The sequence below is a fragment of the Paenibacillus sp. CMAA1364 genome, from assembly GCF_054373195.1.
The window spans coordinates 41,415-66,231 of sequence record NZ_JBITNB010000017.1; the positions used below are offsets into that span (position 1 = coordinate 41,415).

22 protein-coding genes and 1 tRNA gene are annotated in these 24,817 nt (G+C 39.7%); 4 read left to right on the forward strand and 19 right to left on the reverse strand.

The window, feature by feature from the left end:
- Positions 1-10: 10 nt before the first annotated feature.
- Positions 11-571, reverse strand: coding sequence for a hypothetical protein (locus tag ACH8E3_RS11170; protein ID WP_458632715.1), 561 nt, complete (start codon positions 569-571; stop codon positions 11-13).
- Between the two features lie 220 nt (positions 572-791).
- Between ACH8E3_RS11170 and guaD the strand changes: the two genes are divergently transcribed.
- A complete protein-coding gene (gene guaD / locus ACH8E3_RS11175) occupies positions 792-2,162 on the forward strand; it encodes a guanine deaminase (protein WP_458632716.1) in 1,371 nt (456 codons plus the stop codon).
- 81 nt (positions 2,163-2,243) lie between these two features.
- Here guaD and ACH8E3_RS11180 read toward each other — a convergent pair whose 3' ends face one another.
- From ACH8E3_RS11180 to ACH8E3_RS11190, 3 genes are all read right to left on the reverse strand, one after another.
- The gene (locus ACH8E3_RS11180; RefSeq protein WP_458632717.1) at positions 2,244-2,480 is read right to left on the reverse strand and encodes a hypothetical protein; all 237 of its coding nucleotides are present in this window, start codon (positions 2,478-2,480) and stop codon (positions 2,244-2,246) included.
- Positions 2,481-2,614: 134 nt separating this feature from the next.
- Positions 2,615-6,958 carry a discoidin domain-containing protein gene (locus tag ACH8E3_RS11185; protein WP_458632718.1) on the reverse strand — a complete coding sequence of 1,448 codons (4,344 nt, stop codon included), beginning with the start codon at positions 6,956-6,958 and terminating at the stop codon, positions 2,615-2,617.
- A 40-nt stretch (positions 6,959-6,998) separates the two neighbouring features.
- Complete coding sequence (locus ACH8E3_RS11190) at positions 6,999-7,889, reverse strand: hypothetical protein (RefSeq protein WP_458632719.1); 891 nt, start codon at positions 7,887-7,889, stop codon at positions 6,999-7,001.
- Between the two features lie 307 nt (positions 7,890-8,196).
- Between ACH8E3_RS11190 and ACH8E3_RS11195 the strand changes: the two genes are divergently transcribed.
- Entirely contained in the window at positions 8,197-8,997 is an 801-nt protein-coding gene (locus ACH8E3_RS11195; RefSeq protein WP_458632720.1) for a helix-turn-helix domain-containing protein, read from the forward strand.
- A 314-nt stretch (positions 8,998-9,311) separates the two neighbouring features.
- On the opposite strand, the gene ACH8E3_RS11200 is transcribed toward ACH8E3_RS11195, so the two are convergent.
- Positions 9,312-9,387, reverse strand: a tRNA-Ala gene (locus ACH8E3_RS11200).
- Between the two features lie 66 nt (positions 9,388-9,453).
- Complete coding sequence (gene nrdR / locus ACH8E3_RS11205; protein ID WP_458632721.1) at positions 9,454-9,921, reverse strand: transcriptional regulator NrdR; 468 nt, start codon at positions 9,919-9,921, stop codon at positions 9,454-9,456.
- A gap of 137 nt (positions 9,922-10,058) precedes the next feature.
- Here nrdR and ACH8E3_RS11210 point away from each other — a divergent pair, with 137 nt between their 5' ends.
- Positions 10,059-10,277 (forward strand): small, acid-soluble spore protein, alpha/beta type, encoded by a 219-nt coding sequence (locus ACH8E3_RS11210; RefSeq protein ID WP_458632722.1) that lies wholly within the window; start codon positions 10,059-10,061, stop codon positions 10,275-10,277.
- Positions 10,278-10,340: 63 nt separating this feature from the next.
- On the opposite strand, the gene ACH8E3_RS11215 is transcribed toward ACH8E3_RS11210, so the two are convergent.
- The 9 genes from ACH8E3_RS11215 to pnpS form a co-directional block, all read right to left on the reverse strand.
- A complete protein-coding gene (locus ACH8E3_RS11215; RefSeq protein ID WP_458632740.1) occupies positions 10,341-10,907 on the reverse strand; it encodes a lytic transglycosylase domain-containing protein in 567 nt (188 codons plus the stop codon).
- On the reverse strand, positions 10,904-11,503 hold the full coding sequence (gene coaE / locus ACH8E3_RS11220) for a dephospho-CoA kinase (RefSeq protein WP_458632723.1): 600 nt from the start codon (positions 11,501-11,503) through the stop codon (positions 10,904-10,906). Before coaE ends, ACH8E3_RS11215 begins: the two co-directional genes overlap by 4 nt.
- Positions 11,504-11,511: 8 nt before the next feature.
- Positions 11,512-12,195 (reverse strand): sporulation membrane protein YtaF, encoded by a 684-nt coding sequence (gene ytaF, locus ACH8E3_RS11225; RefSeq protein ID WP_458632724.1) that lies wholly within the window; start codon positions 12,193-12,195, stop codon positions 11,512-11,514.
- Between the two features lie 134 nt (positions 12,196-12,329).
- Positions 12,330-13,157, reverse strand: a complete 828-nt coding sequence (gene mutM, locus ACH8E3_RS11230) for a DNA-formamidopyrimidine glycosylase (protein WP_458632725.1) — start codon at positions 13,155-13,157, stop codon at positions 12,330-12,332.
- A 51-nt stretch (positions 13,158-13,208) separates the two neighbouring features.
- Positions 13,209-15,869 carry a DNA polymerase I gene (gene polA / locus ACH8E3_RS11235; protein WP_458632726.1) on the reverse strand — a complete coding sequence of 887 codons (2,661 nt, stop codon included), beginning with the start codon at positions 15,867-15,869 and terminating at the stop codon, positions 13,209-13,211.
- Positions 15,870-15,976: 107 nt separating this feature from the next.
- Positions 15,977-16,636 carry a phosphate signaling complex protein PhoU gene (gene phoU / locus ACH8E3_RS11240; RefSeq protein ID WP_458632727.1) on the reverse strand — a complete coding sequence of 220 codons (660 nt, stop codon included), beginning with the start codon at positions 16,634-16,636 and terminating at the stop codon, positions 15,977-15,979.
- Positions 16,637-16,686: 50 nt separating this feature from the next.
- Positions 16,687-17,442 (reverse strand): phosphate ABC transporter ATP-binding protein PstB, encoded by a 756-nt coding sequence (gene pstB / locus ACH8E3_RS11245; protein WP_458632728.1) that lies wholly within the window; start codon positions 17,440-17,442, stop codon positions 16,687-16,689.
- A gap of 100 nt (positions 17,443-17,542) precedes the next feature.
- Positions 17,543-18,271 (reverse strand): response regulator transcription factor, encoded by a 729-nt coding sequence (locus tag ACH8E3_RS11250; protein WP_458632729.1) that lies wholly within the window; start codon positions 18,269-18,271, stop codon positions 17,543-17,545.
- Between the two features lie 94 nt (positions 18,272-18,365).
- A complete protein-coding gene (gene pnpS, locus ACH8E3_RS11255) occupies positions 18,366-20,171 on the reverse strand; it encodes a two-component system histidine kinase PnpS (RefSeq protein ID WP_458632730.1) in 1,806 nt (601 codons plus the stop codon).
- A 130-nt stretch (positions 20,172-20,301) separates the two neighbouring features.
- Between pnpS and yfbR the strand changes: the two genes are divergently transcribed.
- Positions 20,302-20,910 (forward strand): 5'-deoxynucleotidase, encoded by a 609-nt coding sequence (gene yfbR / locus ACH8E3_RS11260; RefSeq protein WP_458632731.1) that lies wholly within the window; start codon positions 20,302-20,304, stop codon positions 20,908-20,910.
- Positions 20,911-20,979: 69 nt separating this feature from the next.
- On the opposite strand, the gene ACH8E3_RS11265 is transcribed toward yfbR, so the two are convergent.
- The 4 genes from ACH8E3_RS11265 to ACH8E3_RS11280 all read right to left on the reverse strand — a co-directional run bounded on the left by ACH8E3_RS11265 (position 20,980) and on the right by ACH8E3_RS11280 (position 24,647).
- Positions 20,980-21,405 carry a hypothetical protein gene (locus ACH8E3_RS11265; protein WP_458632732.1) on the reverse strand — a complete coding sequence of 142 codons (426 nt, stop codon included), beginning with the start codon at positions 21,403-21,405 and terminating at the stop codon, positions 20,980-20,982.
- A 124-nt stretch (positions 21,406-21,529) separates the two neighbouring features.
- On the reverse strand, positions 21,530-22,825 hold the full coding sequence (gene icd, locus ACH8E3_RS11270; protein ID WP_458632733.1) for an NADP-dependent isocitrate dehydrogenase: 1,296 nt from the start codon (positions 22,823-22,825) through the stop codon (positions 21,530-21,532).
- 81 nt (positions 22,826-22,906) lie between these two features.
- Positions 22,907-24,022, reverse strand: coding sequence for a citrate/2-methylcitrate synthase (locus tag ACH8E3_RS11275; protein WP_458632734.1), 1,116 nt, complete (start codon positions 24,020-24,022; stop codon positions 22,907-22,909).
- 232 nt (positions 24,023-24,254) lie between these two features.
- The gene (locus ACH8E3_RS11280; protein ID WP_458632735.1) at positions 24,255-24,647 is read right to left on the reverse strand and encodes an FxsA family protein; all 393 of its coding nucleotides are present in this window, start codon (positions 24,645-24,647) and stop codon (positions 24,255-24,257) included.
- Between the last annotated feature and the right edge of the window lie 170 nt (positions 24,648-24,817).

Consider the following 24,817-nt stretch of genomic DNA (forward strand, 5'->3'; position numbering starts at 1 on the left):
ATCTCCTTTATTAATCATCCAGTTCCACGCTTAGAATTTGTCCATCTGTATCTACTTCCCATTCAATCTCAACACCTTTATTCAATCCGAAGTTATCCTCATCATCAATAACGATATTGTTAGGGATCGTAATGGTTTGTTGCCCACCTTGATCAACCTTCACTGTCACTTGATTTCCTTGAACAGATTGAATCACACCATCATATTCAATTTTCTGTATCACAACTTCCCCATTGGGATCAGTAATAGTAACATGCTTGCCACCGTCAGATAGCAATTCAACCTTTTTACGGTATTTATTTTTGATCATCACATCATTTAATACTCTTTTAACAGTAACACCTTCCGGAAGTCCAACCGTTGGGGTGTCTACTATATCTGATTGTGGATCGGTTAGCTCAGGAGCATCGTTCGTATTCGTTTGCGTCGAAGGTACATCTTCTTCCATAGACGTTGATTCTTGTGCTTCGGGTTGTGCCTTAGCACAACTGCTTAGAAGTAGGACTACGCAGATAAGGAGTATCGACAGAATAGAACTTCTCTTTTTCAAACTAATGTTAGTATTTCTCATGTTGTTACCTCCAATATTTCTTCTCTGTTCATCTAACTATTGTTTCCTAACAACATCCCATTATACGACCCTTATCATGCTCAGCCCATAAGTAGCATGCATTTTTACGAAAGAGTTTATTATACCATATTTTAATAACTTTGAACAATAGACTTTATATTTCTCATGCCCTATACTATCAATATCATTCAACAATAATACGAATATTAAGGTGGAATTTATGGATAAACATACGCAGATTTTCCAAGGTACCGCATTTTCCTCCCAATCTCTAACTGAAGTGAATATTTTACAAGATTATCTTTTTGTTGTACTTAGTAACGGTATGATTGATCAAGTTATTGCACCAGAAGATACACATTATCAGACTCTAATCGATGCACATCAAGACAAGGATTACTTCCATCGTTTAAATGAAGGGCAGTATTTCTTACCTGGGTTCATCGATTTACATGTACATGCCCCGCAATGGGCCCAAGCTGGAACGGCACTAGATATTCCGCTCCACGATTGGTTACACACGTACACGTTTCCATTAGAATCTAAATTCTCTAATCTAGATTTCGCACAAGTCGTCTATCAAGATGTCGTAAAGACTTTGCTTGCTAATGGAACGACTACCGCACTATATTTCGCCACAATTCATAAAGAAGCAAGTATATTGCTAGCTGAGATTTGTGCCGAACAAGGTCAACGCGGATTAGTTGGTAAAGTGGTTATGGACCATCCTGAGAACAACCCGGCATACTATCGTGACGCTGATACGCAAACAGCGTTAGCTGATACAGAGGAATTTATTATCGCGATAAAGGAATTAGCTAAGTCTACGAAACAAGGGGTGTACCCTGTAGTTACGCCCCGGTTTATTCCAAGCTGTACTGATGAAGCGTTAGAAGGATTAGGTGCTTTAGCTGCCAAGCATAATACTTATGTACAATCGCATTGCAGCGAAAGTGATTGGGCCCATGGCTATGTTCAAGATCGTTTCGATAAGAATGATGCTTTTGCCTTACATGACTTCGGACTATTACGAGATAAGTCCATCATGGCCCATTGCAACTTCATAAATGATGACGATGCTGATTTATTCGCACAGACGGGTACGGCCGTATGCCATTGTCCGATCTCGAATGCTTATTTCGCTAATAGTGTGATTCCCATTGCACATCTGCATACCAAGGACGTCGAGATTGGCTTGGGCTCCGATCTCTCTGGTGGTTTCTCACCAAGCCTATTTGATAACATCAGACAAGCTGTCATCTCGTCCAGAATGCTGGAAGATGGTGTGAATACAGCTCTTCCTGCTGAAGAACGTGGTGTACCGAATTCACGCATTACGGTGAACGAAGCATTCTATCTCGCTACAGCTGGCGGTGGTGATAGCCTTAGCTTGCCAATCGGTCGCATAGAAAAGGACTATGTTTGGGATGTTCAAATCATTGATACCACTGTCGCTTCTGCAAAGATCCCTATTTTTCAAGTAGATGAAGATTTAAATGATATTTTTCAGAAAATTCTATATCTTGCACGTCCTGAGAATATCCGCGAAGTATGGGTACAGGGAGAAATGGTGCATTCACGTACGATATAGCCATCATTCCCCATAGATATAAACATGAAAGAAGCTTGGAGAGTCTGTGTAGACCTTCCAAGCTTCTTCGTCATGTTTAGGTTATTCAAAAAGCGCTATAGAACCTTCCTTCATGATGAAATATCCGTTACTTACGAAGGATAGAATTCGACTTACTCCTACACCCGTTAGGTTAGCAAGTTCTAGCACTATTGTATCTGGATGTTCTTCAACTACGCTACGTAATCTTTGATATTCATTCTCGCATTTCAGACAAATCCTTTTATTTCTTTTCTCATGTAAATTCCCGCAATAATCACAAATCTGATAATTCCCCATGTTGTCTCCTTATATAGATCCTTTTATAACGTGTATGATGACGATTGAATCTATTATATCTTATTACAGAGGACAATCCTATATAAGGAATTGTATGGGGAGTATCCCTATCCTTGTGACTCATGTTTTATGATTTAGTTACCTAGTATCTTAGATGCCACGAATGCCAAGTCTTCAATATTGATCTGATTATCCTTATTGACATCAAGTATGCGGTATTTATTCCAATCTGGATCTGTTGAATTCTTACCATAGGCAACAGCGATAAGTGCCAAATCACCAATGGACACTTTGCCATCTAGGTTAACATCTCCTGGAATCGTAACCACAGGAATATCCGTAATAACAATATTCAATGCCGCATCCTTTAAGCTTACTTCTTGCCCGACCCCATTCGCGACAATTCCATTTACTGCATGAATTACAGTACCCGGTGTGTTTATAACCGCCTTAGCTTTAAAGGTAATTATTAAGGTCTCCTCATTCATAATACCACTTCCTAAGCCTGCAGATAGTAGACGAAGTTGTCCAGGTATGTTATCGATACTTTGAACTATTCTGAAATGGTCATGGCTAGCATTTACATTAACTAGCTCAAGCTTATCAGAGTCATACGTAAACGTAATATCTTGCCCGTACACAGTATCCGTTATATTATTCAATCCATATACTACGTTAAACTCTTCGTCCAACTGAACTACTTGACTGCCTGAAAGTACACCCATTGGTTCTGAAGGAGCCACCGTAGTTGTTACAACAACAGAGCTAAAGTCCGATTTGAACCCATTCGCATTCATCGCTCTAATTTTAACTTGATTGTCGACATTGCTCATTAAGCCTGTAAGCGTAAGGTTTGTAGTGTTCACTGTATCGAATAAAACGTCATTTACAAACACTTCATATCCTGTAATCGCTACATTCCCTGTAGAAGCTACCCACGTAATCATCGCTGTTGTATCTCCTACATTCGACACCGTCAGATTGGATGGAGCGGTTGGAGGGGTCGTGTCCACCATTTCCTTTTCAAATCCAGTCAATCGAATTTCTGCCGCACTCGCGAATAATTTATTATTCTCTGCACTTATGGAATCAATCGCATATAGACGTATGGATTTTGCAGCCACCGGAGCAAACTGAACATTCTGCCATCCGGTCGTATTCCAAGTTCCAGTCGCACCAGGTACATCCACAAAATCTGTACCATTCGTACTGTACTGAATCTTATATTGCTTAATAATCCCATTACCACCGCCACCTATACGCGGCTGATAGCGTAAGCCATCCACCATATAAGCATCATCGGAAAGAGCAATCGTAATATGAAGATTATCTCTAGAGTCACCGGCCCATTTAGAATGCCATATTGTATTCACTTTATTATCCAGCACTAAACTTGCAGGTCCTTCAGACGCTCCCCCACTAGATTCCCAGCTACCCGCATTAGCTGATAACTTAGCCAAAGGAATATCCTTAGCATCGGAAGATGGATTACGAACAATGGAAAGGGTATATATTACTTCATCGACACCACTTATGACTTTCAAAGTATCGCCTGCCTTAAACATCTCCATTCCTGTGATCTCAACCGCCCCACTGTAGACTTTCAAGTGAACACCAGCATCATAAGTAAGATTGGATAAAAGTGCTGTGACGTTTAATGTTTCAGTGTCAGCTATCGAAATTGTTCTTAGCGCTTGGTTTACATTGTAGACAGTCGATCCAACATTCATAGAGGTTAGACCAGAATCATATGCCCCGATATCTGGAATCCCCGTCAGTGGATTTCCGAAATAATCTCTGCCACCATTGTTCGCAATGGGTCTACCCGCATTTATCGCCGGCGAACCTTGTTTAAGCTTGTAGCCATTAAGACTTGCAACATCAACAGGCTTACCTACACCTGTACCGCCTTTGCCTGGATCAACGAACATTGGATCTAAGGTGATCACAGCGTTATCATTGCTAGGCGTATTGGAGAAATTATAGAATATATTATTCTTCCAATCGATGTTATTCTCGCTGAAGCTAGTCACTTGGAATGGTGTATCCCCTGGATAGTAGAAAATATTATTATAGAACTTAGCATCCGAGCTACCCCCATTACCGTAAACAAACTTTTTATAACCATCCTTTTTCATATAGATCGTGTTATTGTAGGCCTGAGCACCAAAGGTCCCCCCACGCCAATCAATCACACCATGTTCAGTATCGTCATTCTGGCTAATATTGTACCGGTAAACTCCGTTAAAACCGTATAAGCCTGGTGTGTTACACCACATAAAGGTTCCGCCTGCGTTATCATGAAGATAATTATACTGCACATATGTCGTATCATTCAGGGCATCGATCTCTATCCCCTGCCCATCGCCACCTCTTTGGGTATCGTACACTTCATTGAATTGGAATATCGTGTTGTCGGAATTCCAGTTAAACAATCCCACCGCATAGGGTGCACCTTTCATAGTACGATATACCAGATTATTCTCCACCACAGCATCCTTGGTGTTATCAATAATTGCTCCATCTCCGTCAATATCATAAATGAGATTGTTTGCTAGATAAAAGTCTTCATACGGTTTCCAAGTGTAGCCCGCTCTACCTGGAGCATGATTACTTGGATAAGGTCCCCATTTCGTATCCGTCGTATCTGCTCTACGTGCCCACACCGATACGAAGTTTATCCCAGAACGACCAAGATCATATAGCTCACTGTTCGTGATGCGAATATCGTTAATAGACGTTGGTATATGTGCTGATGCTGGTGTGTTCGCCGTAGCTTGCACCTCCATCAGGATTCCTCCTGATGATTTCCCAGAATTACTGTTAGGTCCATGGAATCCGTGAATAACCAAATTATCGAAATAGAAATGATTCAGATCTCCGGCATCTTCTCCTGTAATGTTGATCCCTCTGCGATATACACTTTGATCAGGTGCATGATTAGGACCCGAGAGTTCTAGATCTCTTACTTCCCAATATTGTTGATTGTAAAATGAGATTACATTATTAACGGTAACGGTTGAACTAAATTCCGCACTCATCAGTGTTGCCGACCAATTCGTGTCACTAGGATTTAATACTGGTCTTGGCGCTCCTTCAGGACCGTAGCTAGAAGCTATAATTGGAAACCCTTGTGAACCAGATCCAATAGGTTTCCATGCTCCTTTAAATACATCGCCCTTTTTAAAAAGAATATGATCACCCGGCTTAAATGTCATGGTGTTCAACTTCTCAATCGTTTGGAAAGCTGTTTCTGGCGATAATCCATTGTTGCTGTCGGAACCAGTGTTGGACACATAATATGTCACACCTTCCTCAACACCAATTATAAATTGGCTTGTTGTTTCTTTTCCCTGATAGATGACTTTCACGATAACTGTCTGCTCACTTGGTGATGATGATAACTGATTATAGTTAAAGGTTACGTTATGCGAATTCTTGTCGTATTCAAAATCCTTAGTAATTAAATTATTGAATGTACCACCGTTCACACTGTAGGTAACCGTGAAATCAGAAGCTACAGGTGCGATGGTTGGAGCCTGATTCAGTACGGCTGTAATCGTGCCATTCGTGGCGGCAAGTGTCTGTACCTCTGCTGTAATCACTTGCTCTCCCGAGGCTTCGATAGGGAAATCTAATGTCACCGTCTGGTTCGTGTTATTCTTCTTATACTTCACATACATCGTGATCAACTGCGCTTGAGGTTGTGCTGCTAGCGGAGTGAAATGTAGTGAAAGGATCTTGTTGCCTGTGGCAATGCTTGAATCCGTAATGGTAACTGGTAAGATCGTGTTAGGTTCGAGAGATGATGAATAAGTAACCTCGAACGAATTGGGATCAGGAATACCCGAATAGTCATCTTTAAATTGTGCTGTAACCATACCATTTACAACATCGACTTGTTTAAGATCGCTCTTAAGTGTCAATGTCGCGTCATCCATATAAAAGTTGTTGCCTGCAGTATTGGTATCTAGCCACGCATAAGTACGAACGCGACCCGTGGTAGAAGTGAACTCTAGCGAATACCTTTTCCAGTCATTGCTAGTCGCAGTAACTCTGGCTTCACTGCTACCATGGTTTTTAACACCTACCTTTAATGCGCCTTTCGTTACATCATCTGCTTTAACCCACACAGCATATTCATAAGTTAAACCTGGCTGTAAACCTTTCACATCCTGTTCTAGCGATTGACCCGCAGTAGACATCTTCACCGACCAATCTCCCTCATGAGCATTGCCTTGAACTTTAATAGGTCCTTGGAAAGCGTACCAGTTACCGAATTTATCAGTCGGAAAGTCTGTGGAGAGACTTACATCTGTTTCCTCAAAGGTGGAGTGTTTGAGATAATTCTCTTCTAATACAACGCTAGATGCAGCCATCGAGAAATTCTGTGGTACCATAGAGAATACCAACGAAACCACAATGGATATCGCCATCATTTTTTTCAAAAATCCGTATTTCTTCATTATTCCCATCATCAGATTCCCTCTCTCTTCTATACTTAGTGGTTAAGGTACATTAATTTATTTCAACAAATTCTACAGGGTTATTCAATTCAACCTCTCTCAGAAGCCTTTTATATTGTCCACCCCTTAGGTAATCGCTTACAATTTCAGTCTTGTGCTGTTCGAATTCTGTCGACACATACGTCATAGATTGAATCTTCACTTGCCTTTCTATGTTGCCGAAGTTATAAGTTAACGTCTGGTTTTCATCACCCACTCTCAGAAATTCACCTAGTTGTGAGTCCGCCTTTTCCAATGTGCTTAATTGTTTCCAATCCACGGTATGCTCCACTACTTCTCCATTTTCTGTAATCACATAAACAATTTGTTCCCTATGATCGTATTTATCTATATTTTCTATGAAATAATTTTCCGCTTCATTCACCATTCTTTCATCTGCATGTGTAGCTAAATAGTCGATAATATCAACCTCTAGGTTACTTGAGACATATTGATAATATCTAACAATATCGAAGGTTTCAGGGCCATAGATTGGAAGCCCCTTTTCCTTGTCCATCTTGCGTCTGGCGTTCTCATGTTTCATCTGTTCTTGCATATTCTCAAAAGAGTAAGGCTGATATAATCCTAATTGATTAGCCAAATAAAACTGAGCATTCGCTGTTTGGATGAATTGTTTTGTCTTTTGTGCAAGTAACTCGCTATTCGTTTTATCATCCAATTCTCTTTGAGCTAAAGACGCATAGAAGTCATATTCCGGCTGTTCTATAACACGGGTATAGCCTGAGTAAGATCGGATGTCATCTGTTATGCCATGTTGTGAAGTTTCATCGGGCATCACTAAAAAACCTGCCAAAGCAATCACGCACACGATGGATAGTAAAATTCCAACTCCTACTACAAACGGCTTTTTTAGTATTATTGGTATAATCCCTTTTATTCCCACAATTGACACGCCCTTCATAAATCCAAATTTCACGAAATCAGCTATACCATATCTCTTCCTTATCAAAAGGTTAATGGAAGTTATATTTTATGTAAATCTATAAACGAGCAACAATTATAAAAAAACGCAAAAATACAAACAACCCCTTCAATATAGAAGAGGTGATATGCCATGGAATTGATTTAACACTATCAAGCTAAATAAATGTTGATGCATCGACAAAAACAAGCATGTTTCGTACGGAGCATTATGTATACTATTAGCTGTATTGTGAAACAAAAAAATAACGAGGTGGTGTTCGTGTAATATGTATTTCGATTTTTATTCGCTGAATGATTGGACAAAGACATATCCAATGAGTGTGAAAACGGTCTATAAATTATACACAACACAAGAATATGATATCAATCATCGCATTATAGAAAGTAGTAAATATATATTATTCTACACCTTAGATGGGAATGGTGTGATTCAAGTGGATGGTCAAGTCTTTCAGACGAAGGCAAACACCCTTATATTTGCAAACGCTTCCAAGTCCCTCGCTTATAATTGTGCTAGTGATACATGGAATTTCTGGCTCTTTGAATTTAAGACAGAACCCTTATTATTAAAAGCTAACTACCTATATCATTTACCCTTTCAAATGGAGTTCTTCAACTTATGCGACCAGACCCTTCTTAGCCTGAAGGAAGGAGAACAACAGCTTTCCTCTGCTTACTTTTACCTTTTCTATAGCATTCTTGTTAATAAATTAGTACATCATGTAAAGTCTTATGACTTAACGGTCATCAATAAGTGCCTTGAATATATGAAGGATAATTTAAAAGAGTTCACTGTGCAGGCACTCTCTGAGTTCATCAACATACCAACACGCACACTTATCTATATTTTCAATAAAGAATTAGGGACTTCCCCTATTAAATACTTCCATGGGGTGCGTATCGAATTAGGTAAGGAATATCTCGAGAATACAACGCTGAACATTTCGGAGATTTCATTAGAACTTGGCTATTGCAATTCAGGTCACTTCTCTGCTGCCTTCAAACAAATCACAGGTCACAGTCCCGTGCAGTACCGACGGGAATTCAGCCTTAGAAATATCGGGTAGTTAGGACATTGGGATTGTAGCGATACCGCATACTTCAGTTGCTGAATTATCCTAGTGTCACATTAGCGTCTTTCTAACGGAAACCATTGACGCTATTTAGAGCATTATCGCAAGTGTTGAATTTTAGCGGAAATGAATGGCTCTATTTGTGGAAATCAGGCATGTTTATGGAGAAATACACCTAATAAAGTCTCTCATTTCCGTTAGATATCGGAATACGTCATATTGATTACATTAAGGGCTTGGGTTTCCCTTAGAACACATTCCGCCACAACAAAAGGCCACTTCCGAGGAAGTGGCTTGAATTATTTGTATGGTGGAACCTAGGGGGATCGAACCCCTGACCTCATCACTGCCAGCGATGCGCTCTCCCAGCTGAGCTAAGGCCCCATTGAACTTTGACAACAACTAATAACTTATCAAATAATGAAGGTTAAGTCAATAACCATTTGTCTCTTATTCCTCTGCAGGACTTTTGGACAATAATGTTTTGAGCTCCTTCATGAACATGTTGATGTCTTTAAAATGGCGATATACAGAAGCAAATCTTACGTAAGCCACCTCATCGACTTGATATAGCTCTTCCATTACCAATTCTCCGATTTGCTGACTGTCTACTTCAGATACAGCCGTATTACGAAGAGCCTTCTCGACCTCTGAGACGATCATATCGAACTGTTCTACAGATACAGGACGTTTCTCGCAGGCACGGATCAATCCACGAAGAACTTTATCCCGACTGAACTCTTCTCTATTGCCATTTTTCTTAATGACGATTAACGGTGTAGCTTCGACCATTTCGAATGTCGTGAATCTCCGTGCACATTGTTCACATTCACGCCTGCGACGAATTGATTTGTTATCATTAGCTGGACGAGAATCCAATACTTTCGTTCCGGAATAGTCACAGAAAGGGCACTTCATGGTTATCAACACTTCCTTTTCGTAATGTATGACAGCAATTGTCAATTTTATTTCCTTTATTTTTCTATTTATTTTTGTAATGAAATTCGTATTTAAGACACATAATACTTTTACCAACAGCGAGGAGGTGAACAACAATGAGCTCAAGCAGCAACTCTAACAACTTAGTTGTAACAAAAGCCACTGGAGCACTTGAACAAATGAAATATGAAATTGCTCAAGAACTTGGAATCAGCATTCCTCAAGATGGATATCAAGGTAATATGACTTCATATGAGAATGGATCCATCGGGGGATATATCACCAAACGATTGGTAACCATTGCAGAACAACAATTAGCTGGACAATATAGCTAATATGTTTTAGATAAGGAGCATTGGTCTAGCTGACGAGCTGACCCATGCTTCTTTTCATATATGTTATTCAAACTCTTCGTAAAGACGAGTGTATTTCTCATAATAATATAATACACGAGTTACATAATGCCTAGTCTGATCAATAGGAATCTCCTTTACCGTATCCGCTTGTCCATTCCACAAGCCTTTGCTCATCCAGCTCTTCACATTTCCTGGACCTGCATTATAGGCTGCAATGGCTAAGGCCTTATTCCCATCATATTGCTTCATTAAGGAGGAGAAATACCATGTTCCTAGTTGAATATTAGGACTCACTTCATGTTTAATCCGGTCTAAAGATATTTGAGGCGTATTCGCCATCTCCATTGCCCAATTTGCCGTACTAGGCATCAGTTGCATAATTCCAAGAGCGCCCTTACTGGATTCTTTACCTGCTTTATAATTAGATTCTACACGAATGATGGCCGCTATTAAATAAGGATCTACTTCATAATGCTCTGCTTGAATCTTAATTTCTTCTTTATAATGAATTGGATACACCCAAGACATCCAATTACTATTAAAGAATAATAACAATACAAATGATGTGAACAGAAGCAAGAGAACCCTTTTCTTCCGAAACACTCTCATGGCTGCTGACCTAGCTTGAGCCATATGGCATCTACTTGTTGCTCTGTAGCATGTAGACTACCGCTGTTGTCTATAACTAGATCTGCTTGTAACTTCTTTAGTTCGATATCCATTTGCGACTGGAGTCGAATCTCCGCTTGTTCGGTAGTCAGCTCGTCCCGCTTCATTAATCTCAATCTCTGTATTCCCCTAGGTACATACACGACCAAGACTTGCTCAAACATCGATTGTAGTTCTGATTCGAATAATAAAGGGATGTCAACTATAATGAGCTTATCAGGATTCAATTCCTCTAACTTCTCCATACGCTGGTGTATTTGTTTACGTATTTCAGGGTGAGTAATACGATTTAATACTTGAAGTGCTTCTTGGTCATTAAACACAATATCCCCTAGCTTCTTACGATCTAAATTTCCATTAGCTTGTAATATATCTTGTCCAAAAAATTCCGTTACTGCAGCAAGTACAGGTTGCCCCGGAAGCATAACGTCTCGTGCAATTGCATCCGCATCAATGAGCAACGCTCCCCTCTGTACTAGAAGGGAGGATATCGTGCTCTTTCCCGTTGCTATTCCTCCTGTTAATCCTATATTCATATTTCACCTCATAATAGCTTCATTATTCCCATTATTATTAACATTAAAGCTGGTAAAGCGGCCATATGTCGCGTCCAAGATTTCGTAGCGAAGCGAAAACCTGTATTCATGCCCATAACCAAGAAACTCCCACTAAAGACGGCGATCACTAATGATGTAGATACAGGATTAAATCCTAATAATGCTGCTCCTAGCCCTGCACCCAATGCATCTAGTGATAATGCAATCCCTAACCACATCGCTTCATAACCGGATATACTACCTGATTTATCCACATCCGCCGAAGATGGTGTTCGTAGAATTTGAATAACAAGCCCCATTTTACGAATTTCTATTAAGAATACTTGGCGTTCCACTGGAGGTTGGGGAGATATCTTCACCTCATCAACAATGACCACTTGCTCCAATTGTTCCTTCTCTTTCTGTATTAACATCTGCAGGAGTGACCAACATCCCATCACAATGAGTATACTTGCCCCTACTGCAGATGCTACGTAAGGAGATACGAAATTCGATAACAGAACACCTAATTGCATAGAACAATAAATAACAATACCAGAAAGAGTAGAAATAATCACAATTGATAACAAGGGGATTTTCACTTGCCTTAGCCCATATGTAATCCCCACTCCAAAACTATCCAAACTAACCGCGAAAGCTAGTAACATCAGTGCAAACATGTGACTGAGCACCCAGTTCCCTCCCTATCTCGTGTAAAGATGTTGGATGCATATTCCAACATTACTTTACCCCCGTCGATATGTCCTCCGATAGTATATGGATGAGAAAAGGAGTGGGTGCACAATCTTATGATGAATTCTTTTTTTTATAACTTTTGACAGCTTGGACAGAAATGCGTTCCTCTTCCGCCAACAACGATTTTCTGAATAAGCATGCCACAGCGGATACAAGGTTTATTCTCGCGTCCATATACTTGAAGTTCTTGTTGGAACATACCCATCTCTCCTTGACCATTCACAAATGATTTGATTGAGGATCCTCCAGCTTCAATGGACTTAGATAATATTCCGACAATGGAACCATGTAATGCTGTAAGCTGCTTGTCCCCAATAGCATCTGTTGGTTGCTCAGGGTGGATGCCCGCTTCAAACAAAGACTCATCCACATAGATATTCCCAATCCCAACGACATATACCTGGTTTAGAAGAACCGATTTAATCTTCGTCTTCTTCCCTTTTAATATTGTCTTGAATTGTTGTACTGTAAATGACTCATCTAGTGGTTCTACGCCTAGCTTAGATAAAGGTAAATTCGCTAAATCTTCACCCGTTGGGAATAGATGCATGGTGCCAAATTGTCGAACATCTTTATAACGCAATTCAGTACCATCATTGAAATGAAAAATAACATGTGTATGTTTCTCAATTGGATCTTCGCTTGAATACAATCCGTATCTTCCTTCCATCCGCAAATGGGATACGAGGACAAGACCATCCATTACAATTCGAAGAAACTTCCCGCGACGTTCGACACCTTGAATCGTGTGCCCTGCAAGCTTAAAGGAAAATTCATGTATATCATCAGGTCGCTGTATAATTCGTGCTAAATGAACGCTGACTCGATCTATAGTTTTGTCTTTCACTAATATGTTCAACGTATTCTTTATCGTCTCTACTTCCGGCAATTCCGGCATAATGCGTTCACCTCTCCCCCATTATAACGGATTCACGCTAGCTTAGGGGCACTATTTAGCTTCATACCAGTTATTACCGTAACTCACTTCCGCCTTCAGGGGTACTGCTAGTTCAAGCGCTTTGGCCATAATTTCCGGAACAAGTGATTTCATCAGTTCAAGTTCGTCTTGCGGAACTTCAAAGACCAATTCATCATGAACCTGAAGTAACATCCGACTTTTGAGTTTCTTATCCGTAAGTGCCTGATCCATATGTACCATAGCAAGCTTAATAATATCTGCAGCTGTGCCTTGGATAGGTGTGTTCATAGCAGTACGCTCTGCAAAAGATCGAATATTAAAGTTACTGGCATTAATCTCTGGAAGATATCTTCTTCTACCTAAGAGTGTCGTGACATATCCCTTTTCTTTCGCTTCCTTCACAATATCACCCATGAACTTCTTCACACCTTGGAATACTTCGAAGTATTGCTCAATAAATTTCGCAGCTTCATTACGTGTGATGTTCAGATTTTGCGATAATCCATAATCACTAATGCCATATACGATTCCAAAGTTAACGGCCTTCGCGGAGCGTCGCATATTGGAATCAACCTCTTCTGGCTTAACGCCAAACACATCCATAGCCGTTTTCGTATGAATATCCATATCTTGGACAAAGGCCTCTTTCAGATTGATATCATCCGAGATATGAGCCAATACTCGTAGTTCGATCTGTGAATAATCCGCCGCCAAGATCGACCATCCTGATTCAGAAGGTACAAACGCTTTACGAATTTTACGACCTTCTTCAAGTCGAACCGGAATATTCTGTAGATTGGGGAATTGACTACTCAATCTACCTGTTGCAGCAATCGTCTGACGATAATACGTATGCACTTTACCTGTCTTCGGAGAGATCTCTTTCAACAATCCTTCTACATACGTTGATTGCAGTTTCGCAAGTGTGCGGTATTGTAGAATAAGTTGAACAATTTCATGATAAGGTGCTAACTTTTCTAATACTTCTGCATCCGTGGAGAATCCAGTCTTCGTCTTTTTCACAGCAGGAAGTCCCAGCTTAACGAATAGAATCTCTCCCAGCTGTTTCGGTGAATTAATATTGAACTTTGTATCCGCTATACGATAGATTTCTTCCTCTAGGTGATGAATTTGCTCTTCTAATTCTTTGCCTAGCTGTTGTAACCCCTCAGAATTCACCTTGATTCCTTGCTTCTCCATATCTGCCAAGATACGTGATAAAGGCATTTCCAAGTCGTGGAATAGCGACAGCATCTCGTTGGTTGCTAATTCTTCTTCCTGTTTCGGAATAATACTGAGTATCGTTGCAGATTTCCGTGCTAAATGTTCACTAAGAATATCTAAGTCAGGTACCTTGTATTTCGCACCTTTTCCGAACACTTCTTCTTCATTTGCTATAGATAACAGACCATATTTAGATGCTAAGGCACTCACGGTCTGATTAGATTCTGTTGGATCAAGCAAGTAAGCGGCCAACTGCACATCAAATTCAACACCTGCAAAAGGGATCTCATTCCAATGCAATGCCAGATCCATACGATGCAAATCATACCCTCGTTTCGGATAGGAAGAATCTTGTAACCAATCTAGAAGAGGTGCCGCAGATGGCGTTCTTAATACATCTAATGACACGTAATCATGATGTTCATGCGATGAAAAGACGATTCCAATGATGGATGCGCGATGTGGATTATCACCATGTGTCTCCACATGCAGTACTTCAATCTGTGGAAGGCGAGTAATCAACTCGTCCATATTCGTTTCGGTAATGATAGTAACCTCTACATTCAGAGCAGGTTGAGAACTAGCTGCGCCATCATCTCCTCCATCACTTGTGAAAGATAGCCTCTCTAGTAGTGATTTGAACTCTAAATGTGCCAATGCTGGACCAGCGGTCTCCTCTTGCAGACCATTGAATATTAGCTCATCAATTGTTTTGTTTAATTCAACTTCACGATATATCGTAGCTAATTTCTTACTCATGATGGCATCATCTGCATGTGCCTCAATCTTTTCCTTCATTTTACCCTTTAACTCATGTGTGTTAGCTAGAACCTCTTCTACCGTACCGTATTGATGTAGAAGCTTCAGAGCTGTCTTCTCACCTACACCTGGTACACCAGGAATATTATCCGATGTATCTCCCATAAGGCCTTTCAAATCAGTGATCTGGTGTGGTTCTAGACCATATCTTTCTTGAATCTGTGCGGGGTCGTATATCTCAATATCGGTAACTCCTTTACGAGTCATTCCAATCTGAACATGATCTGATGCCAATTGGAACATATCTTTATCTCCAGATATAATAAGCACCTTACGTCCTGCCTCATCTGCTTGTCTAGCTAGCGTACCAATGATATCATCTGCTTCAAATCCACTCAGCTCAAACTGGGCTATACCTAATCCTTGCAAAAGTTCCTTCAATAAGGGAAATTGTTCCGATAATTCATGAGGTGTCTTAGCTCTTCCACCCTTATATTCCTTGTATGTGTCATGTCGAAACGTGATCTTACCCGCATCAAAAGCTACCATCATATGTGTTGGCTTATAATCCTCGATAATTCGAAGCAACATATTCGTAAATCCATATACTGCATTCGTATGCCAACCCTTCGTATTCGTAAGCGGTGGCATAGCAAAAAAAGCACGATATATAATACTATTTCCATCAATAAGAATTAACTTTTCCATAGAGCACCTTCCCTTTTTAGAACATTCTTCTATCATGATACCATATGTACCCTATAATCGAGAAAAAGCACCGACATTTGTCGATGCTTCCTTGAAATCCTTCGATGCTATTGATTAAGATCAGGTCTTGTTCCTGTCACGAGATAGATGACACTTTCACCTATGTTGGTGGCATGGTCGGCAATACGTTCAATGTATCGAGCTACTAAAGTCATCAACATCACTTGTGATACGGATTCGGGATGCGAGGGTATGAACCCGTACAGTTCTGTTATAATCTGACCATATAAATGATCCACTTCATCATCATCTCTGGCCATTTTTAATGCCAAATCGGTATTCTCATCTAAGTAGGAAGTAATCGCTTCAGAGATCATAACATCTACAATCTCTGCCATCTTAGGAATATCAATGAGTGGTTTAATCAATGTCTGACCTTGTAATCGCATCGTTACTTTCGCAATATCTAACGCTAAATCCCCCATACGTTCTAGGTCACTCGAAATTTTAAAAGCAACAATGATACGTCGTAGATCTTTGGCAACTGGTTGCTGTGTCACAATTAAACGAGAACCCATCTCCATAATTTGATCTTCCATCTTATTTAACAGAATATCATCTTTCACAATCTCTTGAGCAATGTCAATATTCATTGTGCTTAAAGCAGTGATCGCCTTATCCAATGCTTCTATGACGTGTTCTCCCATCTTGCGCAACATGGAGCGTAGTTCTTCTAAATCTTGGTCTAATCCTATTCTTCGAATCATATCTCCCTACTCCTCCTATTCATACTTGAAATCACCTAGTGATGCACAGTCTATCCAAACCGCCCTGAGATATAATCTTCTGTACGAGAATCCTGTGGATTCCTGAATAGGTTGTTGGTTTCATTTGCTTCAATAACTTCGCCATTCAAGAAGAATACTGTTCTCCCAGATACCCGTGCAGCTTGATGCATATTATGAGTGACCATTACAATCGTATATCTATCTTTTAATTCCTGTATCAATTCTTCTATCTTGAGTGTGGATACGGGATCGAGAGCTGAAGTTGCTTCATCCATCAATAAGATATCTGGTTGAACCGCAAGTGCACGGGCAATACATAGTCTTTGTTGTTGCCCACCAGAAAGACTAAGAGCTGAACGCTTTAAGAAATGGTTCACTTCTTCCCATAGAGCTGACTGCCGCAAACTTTCTTCTACAATATGATCCAATTCATCTTTCGCAACAACACCATGCAAACGCGGACCGTAAGCAATATTATCATAGATTGATTTAGGAAAAGGATTGGGTTGCTGGAACACCATGCCCACCTGTTTACGCAGTTCTTCCACTGGAACATCTTCACCATAGATTTCTTTACCATCTACTGTCACGGAACCCTCAATTCGAGTTCCTGGTATCATATCATTCATTCGATTCAAGGTTCGTAACAACGTTGACTTACCGCATCCAGATGGTCCAATAAAAGATGTTATCGTCTTCTGCGGAATCGTAAGATTAACTTCCTTCAACGCATGGAATTCACCGTAGAATAGATTTAATTGTTTAATATGGATTATATCTTCCATTTAATATTCATATCTCCTTCTCTTTACGTGCGTCCATAGTCATACTACTATTTTTATGTAAATACTGTGCCCTACAATTGTAAACGCCATGTAAAATATATTAAAAAGCTTTTACACCTTTTTTATTCACAACTAATTTATAACCGACACCACGAATAGAATCAATATGGACGGATTCAGGATCGAGCTCAAGCTTCTTACGAAGAGAACTAACATGCACATCAACCGTCCTCTGTCCACCAATATAATCGAAGCCCCATACTTCATTCATCAGGTCATCTCTTGTGAGTACGACCCCCGGCTTGCGTGCAAGATACAGTAACACTTCAAATTCTTTAGGTCGCAGATTAATATTGTGTCCACATAGAATAACTTCATATTTCTCCGGGAAAATTTCTAGCTCACCTAAAGAAATAATACTGGATACCGTTTGTTTCGATGAGATCAATTCTTCACTTTTACCTGATACCCTTCTCATGACTGCACTTACTCTAGCCAATAGCTCTGCGACGCCAAAAGGCTTAGTAATATAATCATCAGCACCTAACTTAAGACCCTGCACAACTTCTTCCTCTGCATTCTTAGCCGTAAGAATGATAATAGGTGTCACCACACCTTGTGTTCGTAATTTACCCAGAATTTCAATTCCATTCATACCTGGTAACATTAGATCTAACAAGATCAGATCAAATGATTCTGAAAGGGCACGTTCATAACCTAATGTTCCGTGATCCTCTACAGTTACATCATATCCTTCTTGGTGTAAATTATAAGATAATAAGCGTGCTAATGTAGGCTCATCCTCTATAACCAACAACCGTTGTGGCATTTAGGTTCTCCCCCTTCATAATTTAAGCATGTCGAGTCGCACATTACTCTTCATTATAACACCCGAATGTTAAGAGAGTATCAACATACTTGATTCATTTATCAACAGCTTGTAGGAGTGGTAACTCAATCATAAAGGTTGTTCCTAAGTTCAATTCACTCTCAACGGTGACTACCCCCTGATGCATATCCACGAGATGTTTTACAATTGATAATCCTAGACCTGTCCCACCGGAGAATCTTGAACGTGCTTTATCCACCCGGTAGAATCTTTCGAAGATTCTAGATAGATCCTTTTTAGGAATGCCCATCCCAGTATCACCAATCGTAAATCGAATCGTATCGCGGCCTCCATCATGTTCTTTATGCTCTGTATGCTCTACCGTAATTCTCACTTTCCCACCATCTTGTGTGTAATTCACTGCATTAGATAGGATATTAAGTAAGATTTGTTTCAGCTTATCTTCATCCGCTTCAATGTACAACTCTTCAGGAATGTCTGATTGAATATGAATATTCTTATTCGTTGCCATGGCACTTATTGTATCCAGAATGGGTAGGATGAAGGATGACACGTGAACCGGCGAGTAATTCATCTGAATGGTCTTGGATTCAATCTTGGACAAATCTAGAATGTCACTAATCAATCTATTCAATCGTTCACTTTCGTCATAAATAATTTGCAAGAAGGATCTTGCTGTCTTCTCATCCGTCACACCACCTCCAAGCAACGTCTCCGCAAATCCTCTTACCGCTGCTATTGGTGTCTTTAATTCATGCGAAACATTGGTGACGAATTCACTGCGGATATTCTCCAACCTACGAATCGCGGTAATATTCTGTAATAAGAATAATGTTCCCTGATACGATCCTTCATGTTCTATTAATGGAACCCCATCGACACGCATTAATATTTCCTCAGGGTAATATAAATATCGTTCTTCATGAATGGATTGTACGAGTGATACTCCCTCATCAATGAGCTTGATCAATTCATAATGTTCTTTCATTTCTTTATATGGTTTACCTACGACTCGTTCCGCACTTACTTTGAGCATTTCCTCAGCAGCAGGATTCATCACGGCAACATTGCCATGAAGATCAATTAATACGATACCTGTAGTCATATTATCTAATACACTTTGAATCAACCGCTCGTTATCTTGAATTCTTTGCAATTGATTCTGCAGACTATCTGCCATGGCGTTAATCGCCTTTCCCAAATGACCCACTTCATCATGACGATTAATTTGGACACGGGCATCATAATCGAGGTGCGAAATTCTTCTTGCTACTTTTATGATCTTCTCTAACGGACCGGTCAGACTTGCAGCAACACTATAGCTGATTATAGTAGCAAGCACATACAGCACAAGTAACCATCCTGCCATTAGAGTCCAGCCACGTTGTAGACCCTCATCTATACTTTGTAGACTAACGGATAATCGAATATACCCATCAAACCCCTCTCCATTGTTTACAGGAACGGCCACATATAACATGTCTTGTCTAAGAGAATCACTGTATCTAATGACATGACCAACGCCACCATCTCTCGCTGAGACGATCTCCTCTCGGTCATTGTGGTTATCCATTTCCGATGGGTCTTTCTCCGAATCTCCAACCACAATACCATTATGATTAATAAAGGTTACTCGTGAGTCTATCAATTTAGCAATCCTTCTAGATTCACTCGTATAATACGGATTTGATTGCTCATCGTTAGTGGAATGGAAATCAAACGTACTGCTCAATAACTTTATTTCCCGGGCCATATTCTCTTCATGAATAGAAATATGCGAGTCTCTAAATACTTTAGCCATAATAATACCGGCTATAATCATACTTAATCCAATCATGATCATTAATATCAAAGCTAGCTTAGTTCGAAAGGACTTCATTTATAGTTCATCTCTCCATCTCGATTTATGTATTAGGTAATCTTCATTATCTGAGAACGAGTTCGCTCGTCTTTGAGATCAATTGGTATTATAATAGCATAAGATCAATGATTGGAAAGGAGTAATCTTTATGAATTATCATTTCTCTGCTTATATGTATCGTCTTCAATATATTCAACGTTGGAGTCTAATGAGAAGTACCATACGTGAGAATGTAGCTGAGCATTCATACCATGTCGCTCTATTGACTCACATGCTCTGTACTATTGGTAATCATTACTTTGAACGAGAGTTAAATGCAGATCGGGCAGTCACATTAGCCTTATTCCATGATGCAACTGAGGTGTTCACCGGGGATATTGCGACACCTGTCAAACATGATAACCCACTTATATTATCCAGTTTCCGAGAGATGGAGAAGTTGGCTGCCGATCGATTAATCCGTATGACCCCACCTAAATTACATGCGGTATATGAAGAATTACTACATTCAGATCGAATAGTGACACAAGATGAGGTGTTGCATACTTATGTCAAAGCAGCAGATCGATTAGATGCCTATCTCAAATCAACTTTGGAAGTTGCTACTGGAAATAACGAATTTAGCGTAGCCAAAAGACAAACCTATGATAAGTTACTTCAGCTAGATTTACCAGAGTTAGACTACTTCCTTCAACATATCGCTCCAAGCTTCGAAATGACGTTAGATGAACTTTCTAATTCTAAACACCAGGATTAACATACACAAATGGGGTGTCCCTTGTCATCTTCATGACGTTAGGGACACCCCATTTTTTTGATTATTACATTAAATTACGTCGTTAAATACCATAAAGTATACCATTACAAGCAAACAAACGGCTAGTATAGAACTCATCATCTTCAATTTACCTACTTCAGATGAGATTTCTTTCTTTTCTTTGACCTTTGCAACAGCTGATTTCAATGGTTTGGTCATCATGCCACTCACCGCGAACAACGCAACAATCAGTAGCACTGTAACTACCATCCAAGCTACAGAGTAATCACCCTTTGTCATAAGATATCCACCTGTAATGAATTGAATCAATAATCCCACTTGTGCAAAAATGTTAAATGTACGTATCGCCACAGCCGTACCTTCTTGAGCTGGCAACGATAATGTTGACATTTTATTCACAATAAACGGCAACAATAGGTAGAACCCTACCGATAGCGCTCCTAAAATATGTACAAAACTCATGATTGTCCACATATAAATAACCTCCAATAATATATTTTGTGATAATTATCACACTAAGTATAGCGCACCTACAGACGAAAAGAAAGAAGCCTCACATTTAGTAGGCAATGAGGCTTCTTAATTCATAAAATATGAATTACATGTTTTTGATCACTTGATCAGCGAATTCAGAACATTTAACTTCCTTAGCACCATCCATTTGGCGAGCGAAGTCATAGGTTACAATCTTATCATTAATAGATGTCTCCATCCCTTTGTAAATAAGATCTGCTGCTTCATTCCATCCTAAATGTTCAAGCAACATCACACCTGATAGTACAACCGAACCAGGATTAACTACATCTTTGTCTGCATACTTAGGAGCTGTGCCATGCGTAGCTTCAAAGATAGCGTGTCCAGTAATGTAGTTGATATTTGCTCCTGGAGCAATACCAATTCCACCGATTTGTGCAGCAAGTGCATCAGATAGATAATCACCATTCAGATTAAGTGTAGCAATGACATCAAAGTCAGTTGGGCGTGTTAATACTTGCTGTAAAGCAATGTCTGCAATAGCATCTTTAATAAGAATCTTACCAGCATCTAATGCTTGAGTCTGAGCTTCATTTGCAGCTTGTTCTCCATCTTTTTCTTTAATGATATCGTACTGTGCCCATGTGAATACTTTATCTCCGAATTCTTGTTCAGCGACTTCATATCCCCAGTTCTTGAACGCGCCTTCTGTATATTTCATGATGTTACCTTTATGCACGAGTGTTACACTCTTACGTCCATGCTCAATCGCATATTCGACTGCAGCACGCACTAAACGCTTAGATCCTTCTTCAGATACTGGCTTAATTCCGATACCAGAAGTTTCTGGGAAACGGATATTCTTGACACCCATTTCATCTTGAAGGAATGTAATCAATTTCTTCACTTCATCAGAACCCTCTTTGTACTCAATCCCAGCATAAATATCTTCTGTATTTTCACGAAAGATGACCATATCTACGAGTTCAGGACGTTTTACAGGTGACGGAACACCTTTGAAATAACGAACTGGACGTAAACATACATACAGATCCAACTCTTGGCGCAAAGCAACGTTCAAGGAACGGATTCCTCCACCAATCGGTGTAGTCAATGGCCCTTTAATGGCTACAATATATTCACGAATCGCTTCTAATGTATCATTTGGAAGCCATTCTCCATATTCATTGAAAGCCTTCTCTCCTGCAAACACTTCATACCATGCGATTTTCTTAGAACCACCGTATGCCTTATCTACTGCAGCATCCAATACACGCTTGGAAGCCTTCCAAATATCGCGACCTGTTCCATCGCCTTCAATAAACGGAATAATAGGAAAGTTCGGAACATTTAAGACGCCATCTTGGATTTCAATCTTTTCGCCTTCTGTTGGAAGTTGGTACTTTTCAAGTTTAAACATATATTGGTTTCCCCCTAAGTTTTTTTGGTATTGCACAATTTAACGTCTAACTAACATTACCACATTTCTTAACTGACGTTCTTACGAACGCATTTCAATAGATATATACTTCTGATCAGACAACCCTATATATTCAGCACGTGGACGAATAATACGATTATCAACCCATTGTTCAAGAATATGCGCGGTCCATCCTGATACACGGCTTATGGCAAAGATAGGAGTAAAGAGCTCACTTTCAATACCTAGTTGCGTATACACAGAAGCTGAATAGAAATCCACATTGGGCTTAAGACCTTTTTGTGAAGTAATGATCTCTTCAATCTTCGCAGACATATCATAAAGTGTGCTATCTTTCTTCATTTCACCTAATTCACGTGACATCTTCTGTAAGAATTTCGCCCGAGGGTCTCCATTCTTATATACCCGATGTCCAAAGCCCATAATCTTCTCACGATTACTTAATTTCTCTTGGATATAAGTATCTACTTGATCAACTTCACCAATCTCATTCAACATTCTCATAACAGCTTCATTCGCACCACCGTGAAGTGGTCCTTTAAGTGCCCCAATTGCTGAGGTAACACCAGAATAGATGTCAGATAGCGTTGCTACAGTGACGCGTGCTGCGAATGTGGATGCATTCAATTCATGATCTGCATGTAGCACAAGAGCTTGATCTAGTGCCTTAATTGAAGTCTCATCTGGCATTTCGCCTCTTAACATATACAAGAAGTTCTCTGCTATAGAAAGACCTTTCTTCGGTTCAATCGGCTCCATACCTTGACGAATACGAGAAAGTGCCGCCACGATCGTTGGTAATTGTGCCTGTAACTTTATAGCCTTTTTTTCACTAGAGGAACGACTCATATCATCTGCCTCTTCATCATACAAAGCAAGTGCAGATACCGCAGTACGAAGAGCAGCCATTGTATTGACTTTCTCAGGGTATAACTTCATTTGTTCAATCAATTGTGGTGGGATGGATGCAGAGGCATCTAAATCTTGTCTTAGCTCTTCTAACTCTTCCACATTTGGTAATTTCCCATACCATAATAGATAAGCTACTTCTTCAAAACCGGCATTCAAAGCTAAATCATCGATATCAATGCCACGATATGTAAGTACACCATCCACGATTGAACTAATGGTAGAAGTTGTTGCAACAATACCTTCTAATCCTTTGGTAGCTGTCATCGCACGTCTCTCCTTTAGAAAAAAATATTGTATAAGTAGCTCTCTACAACAATGAAACCATTTACATTTCATTGATTCACAATAAATATACGCGAAGTAACACAAAATCAAACCTTATAACATCATAACGGAAATTGTCCGTTTTGTGAACAACCTCCAGCGTATTTTACAGATTAAATTGTTTTATCGTATTTCCAACCAATTTCTTAATGCCTTTTCCTAAGAACATGTATTAGCGTCTATAGACTTTCATATTCCCATTTTTCATTTTTCCTTTTAACCATCTCAATATAACAAGACGATACATTGGACGCGTTAAGGGGAATATCATTGTAAAACCTATAATGTCCATAAAGAAACCAGGTAACATCAAGAAAATACCACCGATAAAAATACTTAATCCATCAATCATAGTTCTACCAGGAATTTGACCACTATTCATTTGTAATCGAGCGTTCTGTAACACCTTCATACCTTCAAATCGCATCATAATAACCCCAATAGCCGAAGTGAATAACGTAAGGAGTATTGCTTTGGTCACGCCGATATTACCTACAACCAAGTTGAACAAGTATATTTCAATCATACCTATAACGATAATACTACCCAGTAACCATTTCTGCATTCTCTTGGACCCTCCTTCGTTCGTTGGTACTTCACTTCTATTGTATAAGCATAATATACTCACATGCAATTTTCCAGTTTACTCACATATCACTTCTGCTCAAGATAATATAAATGGGGCTGTCCCAAAAGTCACGAAAATGACTAGGGGCACCCCGTTTGTTTTTTTGT

Coding starts and splice junctions, on each gene's coding strand:
- ACH8E3_RS11170 (WP_458632715.1), bottom strand. CDS start 571: ATGAGAAATACTAACATTAGTTTGAAAAAGAGAAGTTCTATTCTGTCG.
- guaD (WP_458632716.1), top strand. CDS start 792: ATGGATAAACATACGCAGATTTTCCAAGGTACCGCATTTTCCTCCCAA.
- ACH8E3_RS11180 (WP_458632717.1), bottom strand. CDS start 2,480: ATGGGGAATTATCAGATTTGTGATTATTGCGGGAATTTACATGAGAAA.
- ACH8E3_RS11185 (WP_458632718.1), bottom strand. CDS start 6,958: ATGATGGGAATAATGAAGAAATACGGATTTTTGAAAAAAATGATGGCG.
- ACH8E3_RS11195 (WP_458632720.1), top strand. CDS start 8,197: ATGTATTTCGATTTTTATTCGCTGAATGATTGGACAAAGACATATCCA.
- nrdR (WP_458632721.1), bottom strand. CDS start 9,921: ATGAAGTGCCCTTTCTGTGACTATTCCGGAACGAAAGTATTGGATTCT.
- ACH8E3_RS11210 (WP_458632722.1), top strand. CDS start 10,059: ATGAGCTCAAGCAGCAACTCTAACAACTTAGTTGTAACAAAAGCCACT.
- ACH8E3_RS11215 (WP_458632740.1), bottom strand. CDS start 10,907: ATGAGAGTGTTTCGGAAGAAAAGGGTTCTCTTGCTTCTGTTCACATCA.
- coaE (WP_458632723.1), bottom strand. CDS start 11,503: ATGAATATAGGATTAACAGGAGGAATAGCAACGGGAAAGAGCACGATA.
- mutM (WP_458632725.1), bottom strand. CDS start 13,157: ATGCCGGAATTGCCGGAAGTAGAGACGATAAAGAATACGTTGAACATA.
- polA (WP_458632726.1), bottom strand. CDS start 15,869: ATGGAAAAGTTAATTCTTATTGATGGAAATAGTATTATATATCGTGCT.
- phoU (WP_458632727.1), bottom strand. CDS start 16,636: ATGATTCGAAGAATAGGATTAGACCAAGATTTAGAAGAACTACGCTCC.
- pstB (WP_458632728.1), bottom strand. CDS start 17,442: ATGGAAGATATAATCCATATTAAACAATTAAATCTATTCTACGGTGAA.
- ACH8E3_RS11250 (WP_458632729.1), bottom strand. CDS start 18,271: ATGCCACAACGGTTGTTGGTTATAGAGGATGAGCCTACATTAGCACGC.
- pnpS (WP_458632730.1), bottom strand. CDS start 20,171: ATGAAGTCCTTTCGAACTAAGCTAGCTTTGATATTAATGATCATGATT.
- yfbR (WP_458632731.1), top strand. CDS start 20,302: ATGAATTATCATTTCTCTGCTTATATGTATCGTCTTCAATATATTCAA.
- ACH8E3_RS11265 (WP_458632732.1), bottom strand. CDS start 21,405: ATGTGGACAATCATGAGTTTTGTACATATTTTAGGAGCGCTATCGGTA.
- icd (WP_458632733.1), bottom strand. CDS start 22,825: ATGTTTAAACTTGAAAAGTACCAACTTCCAACAGAAGGCGAAAAGATT.
- ACH8E3_RS11275 (WP_458632734.1), bottom strand. CDS start 24,022: ATGACAGCTACCAAAGGATTAGAAGGTATTGTTGCAACAACTTCTACC.
- ACH8E3_RS11280 (WP_458632735.1), bottom strand. CDS start 24,647: ATGCAGAAATGGTTACTGGGTAGTATTATCGTTATAGGTATGATTGAA.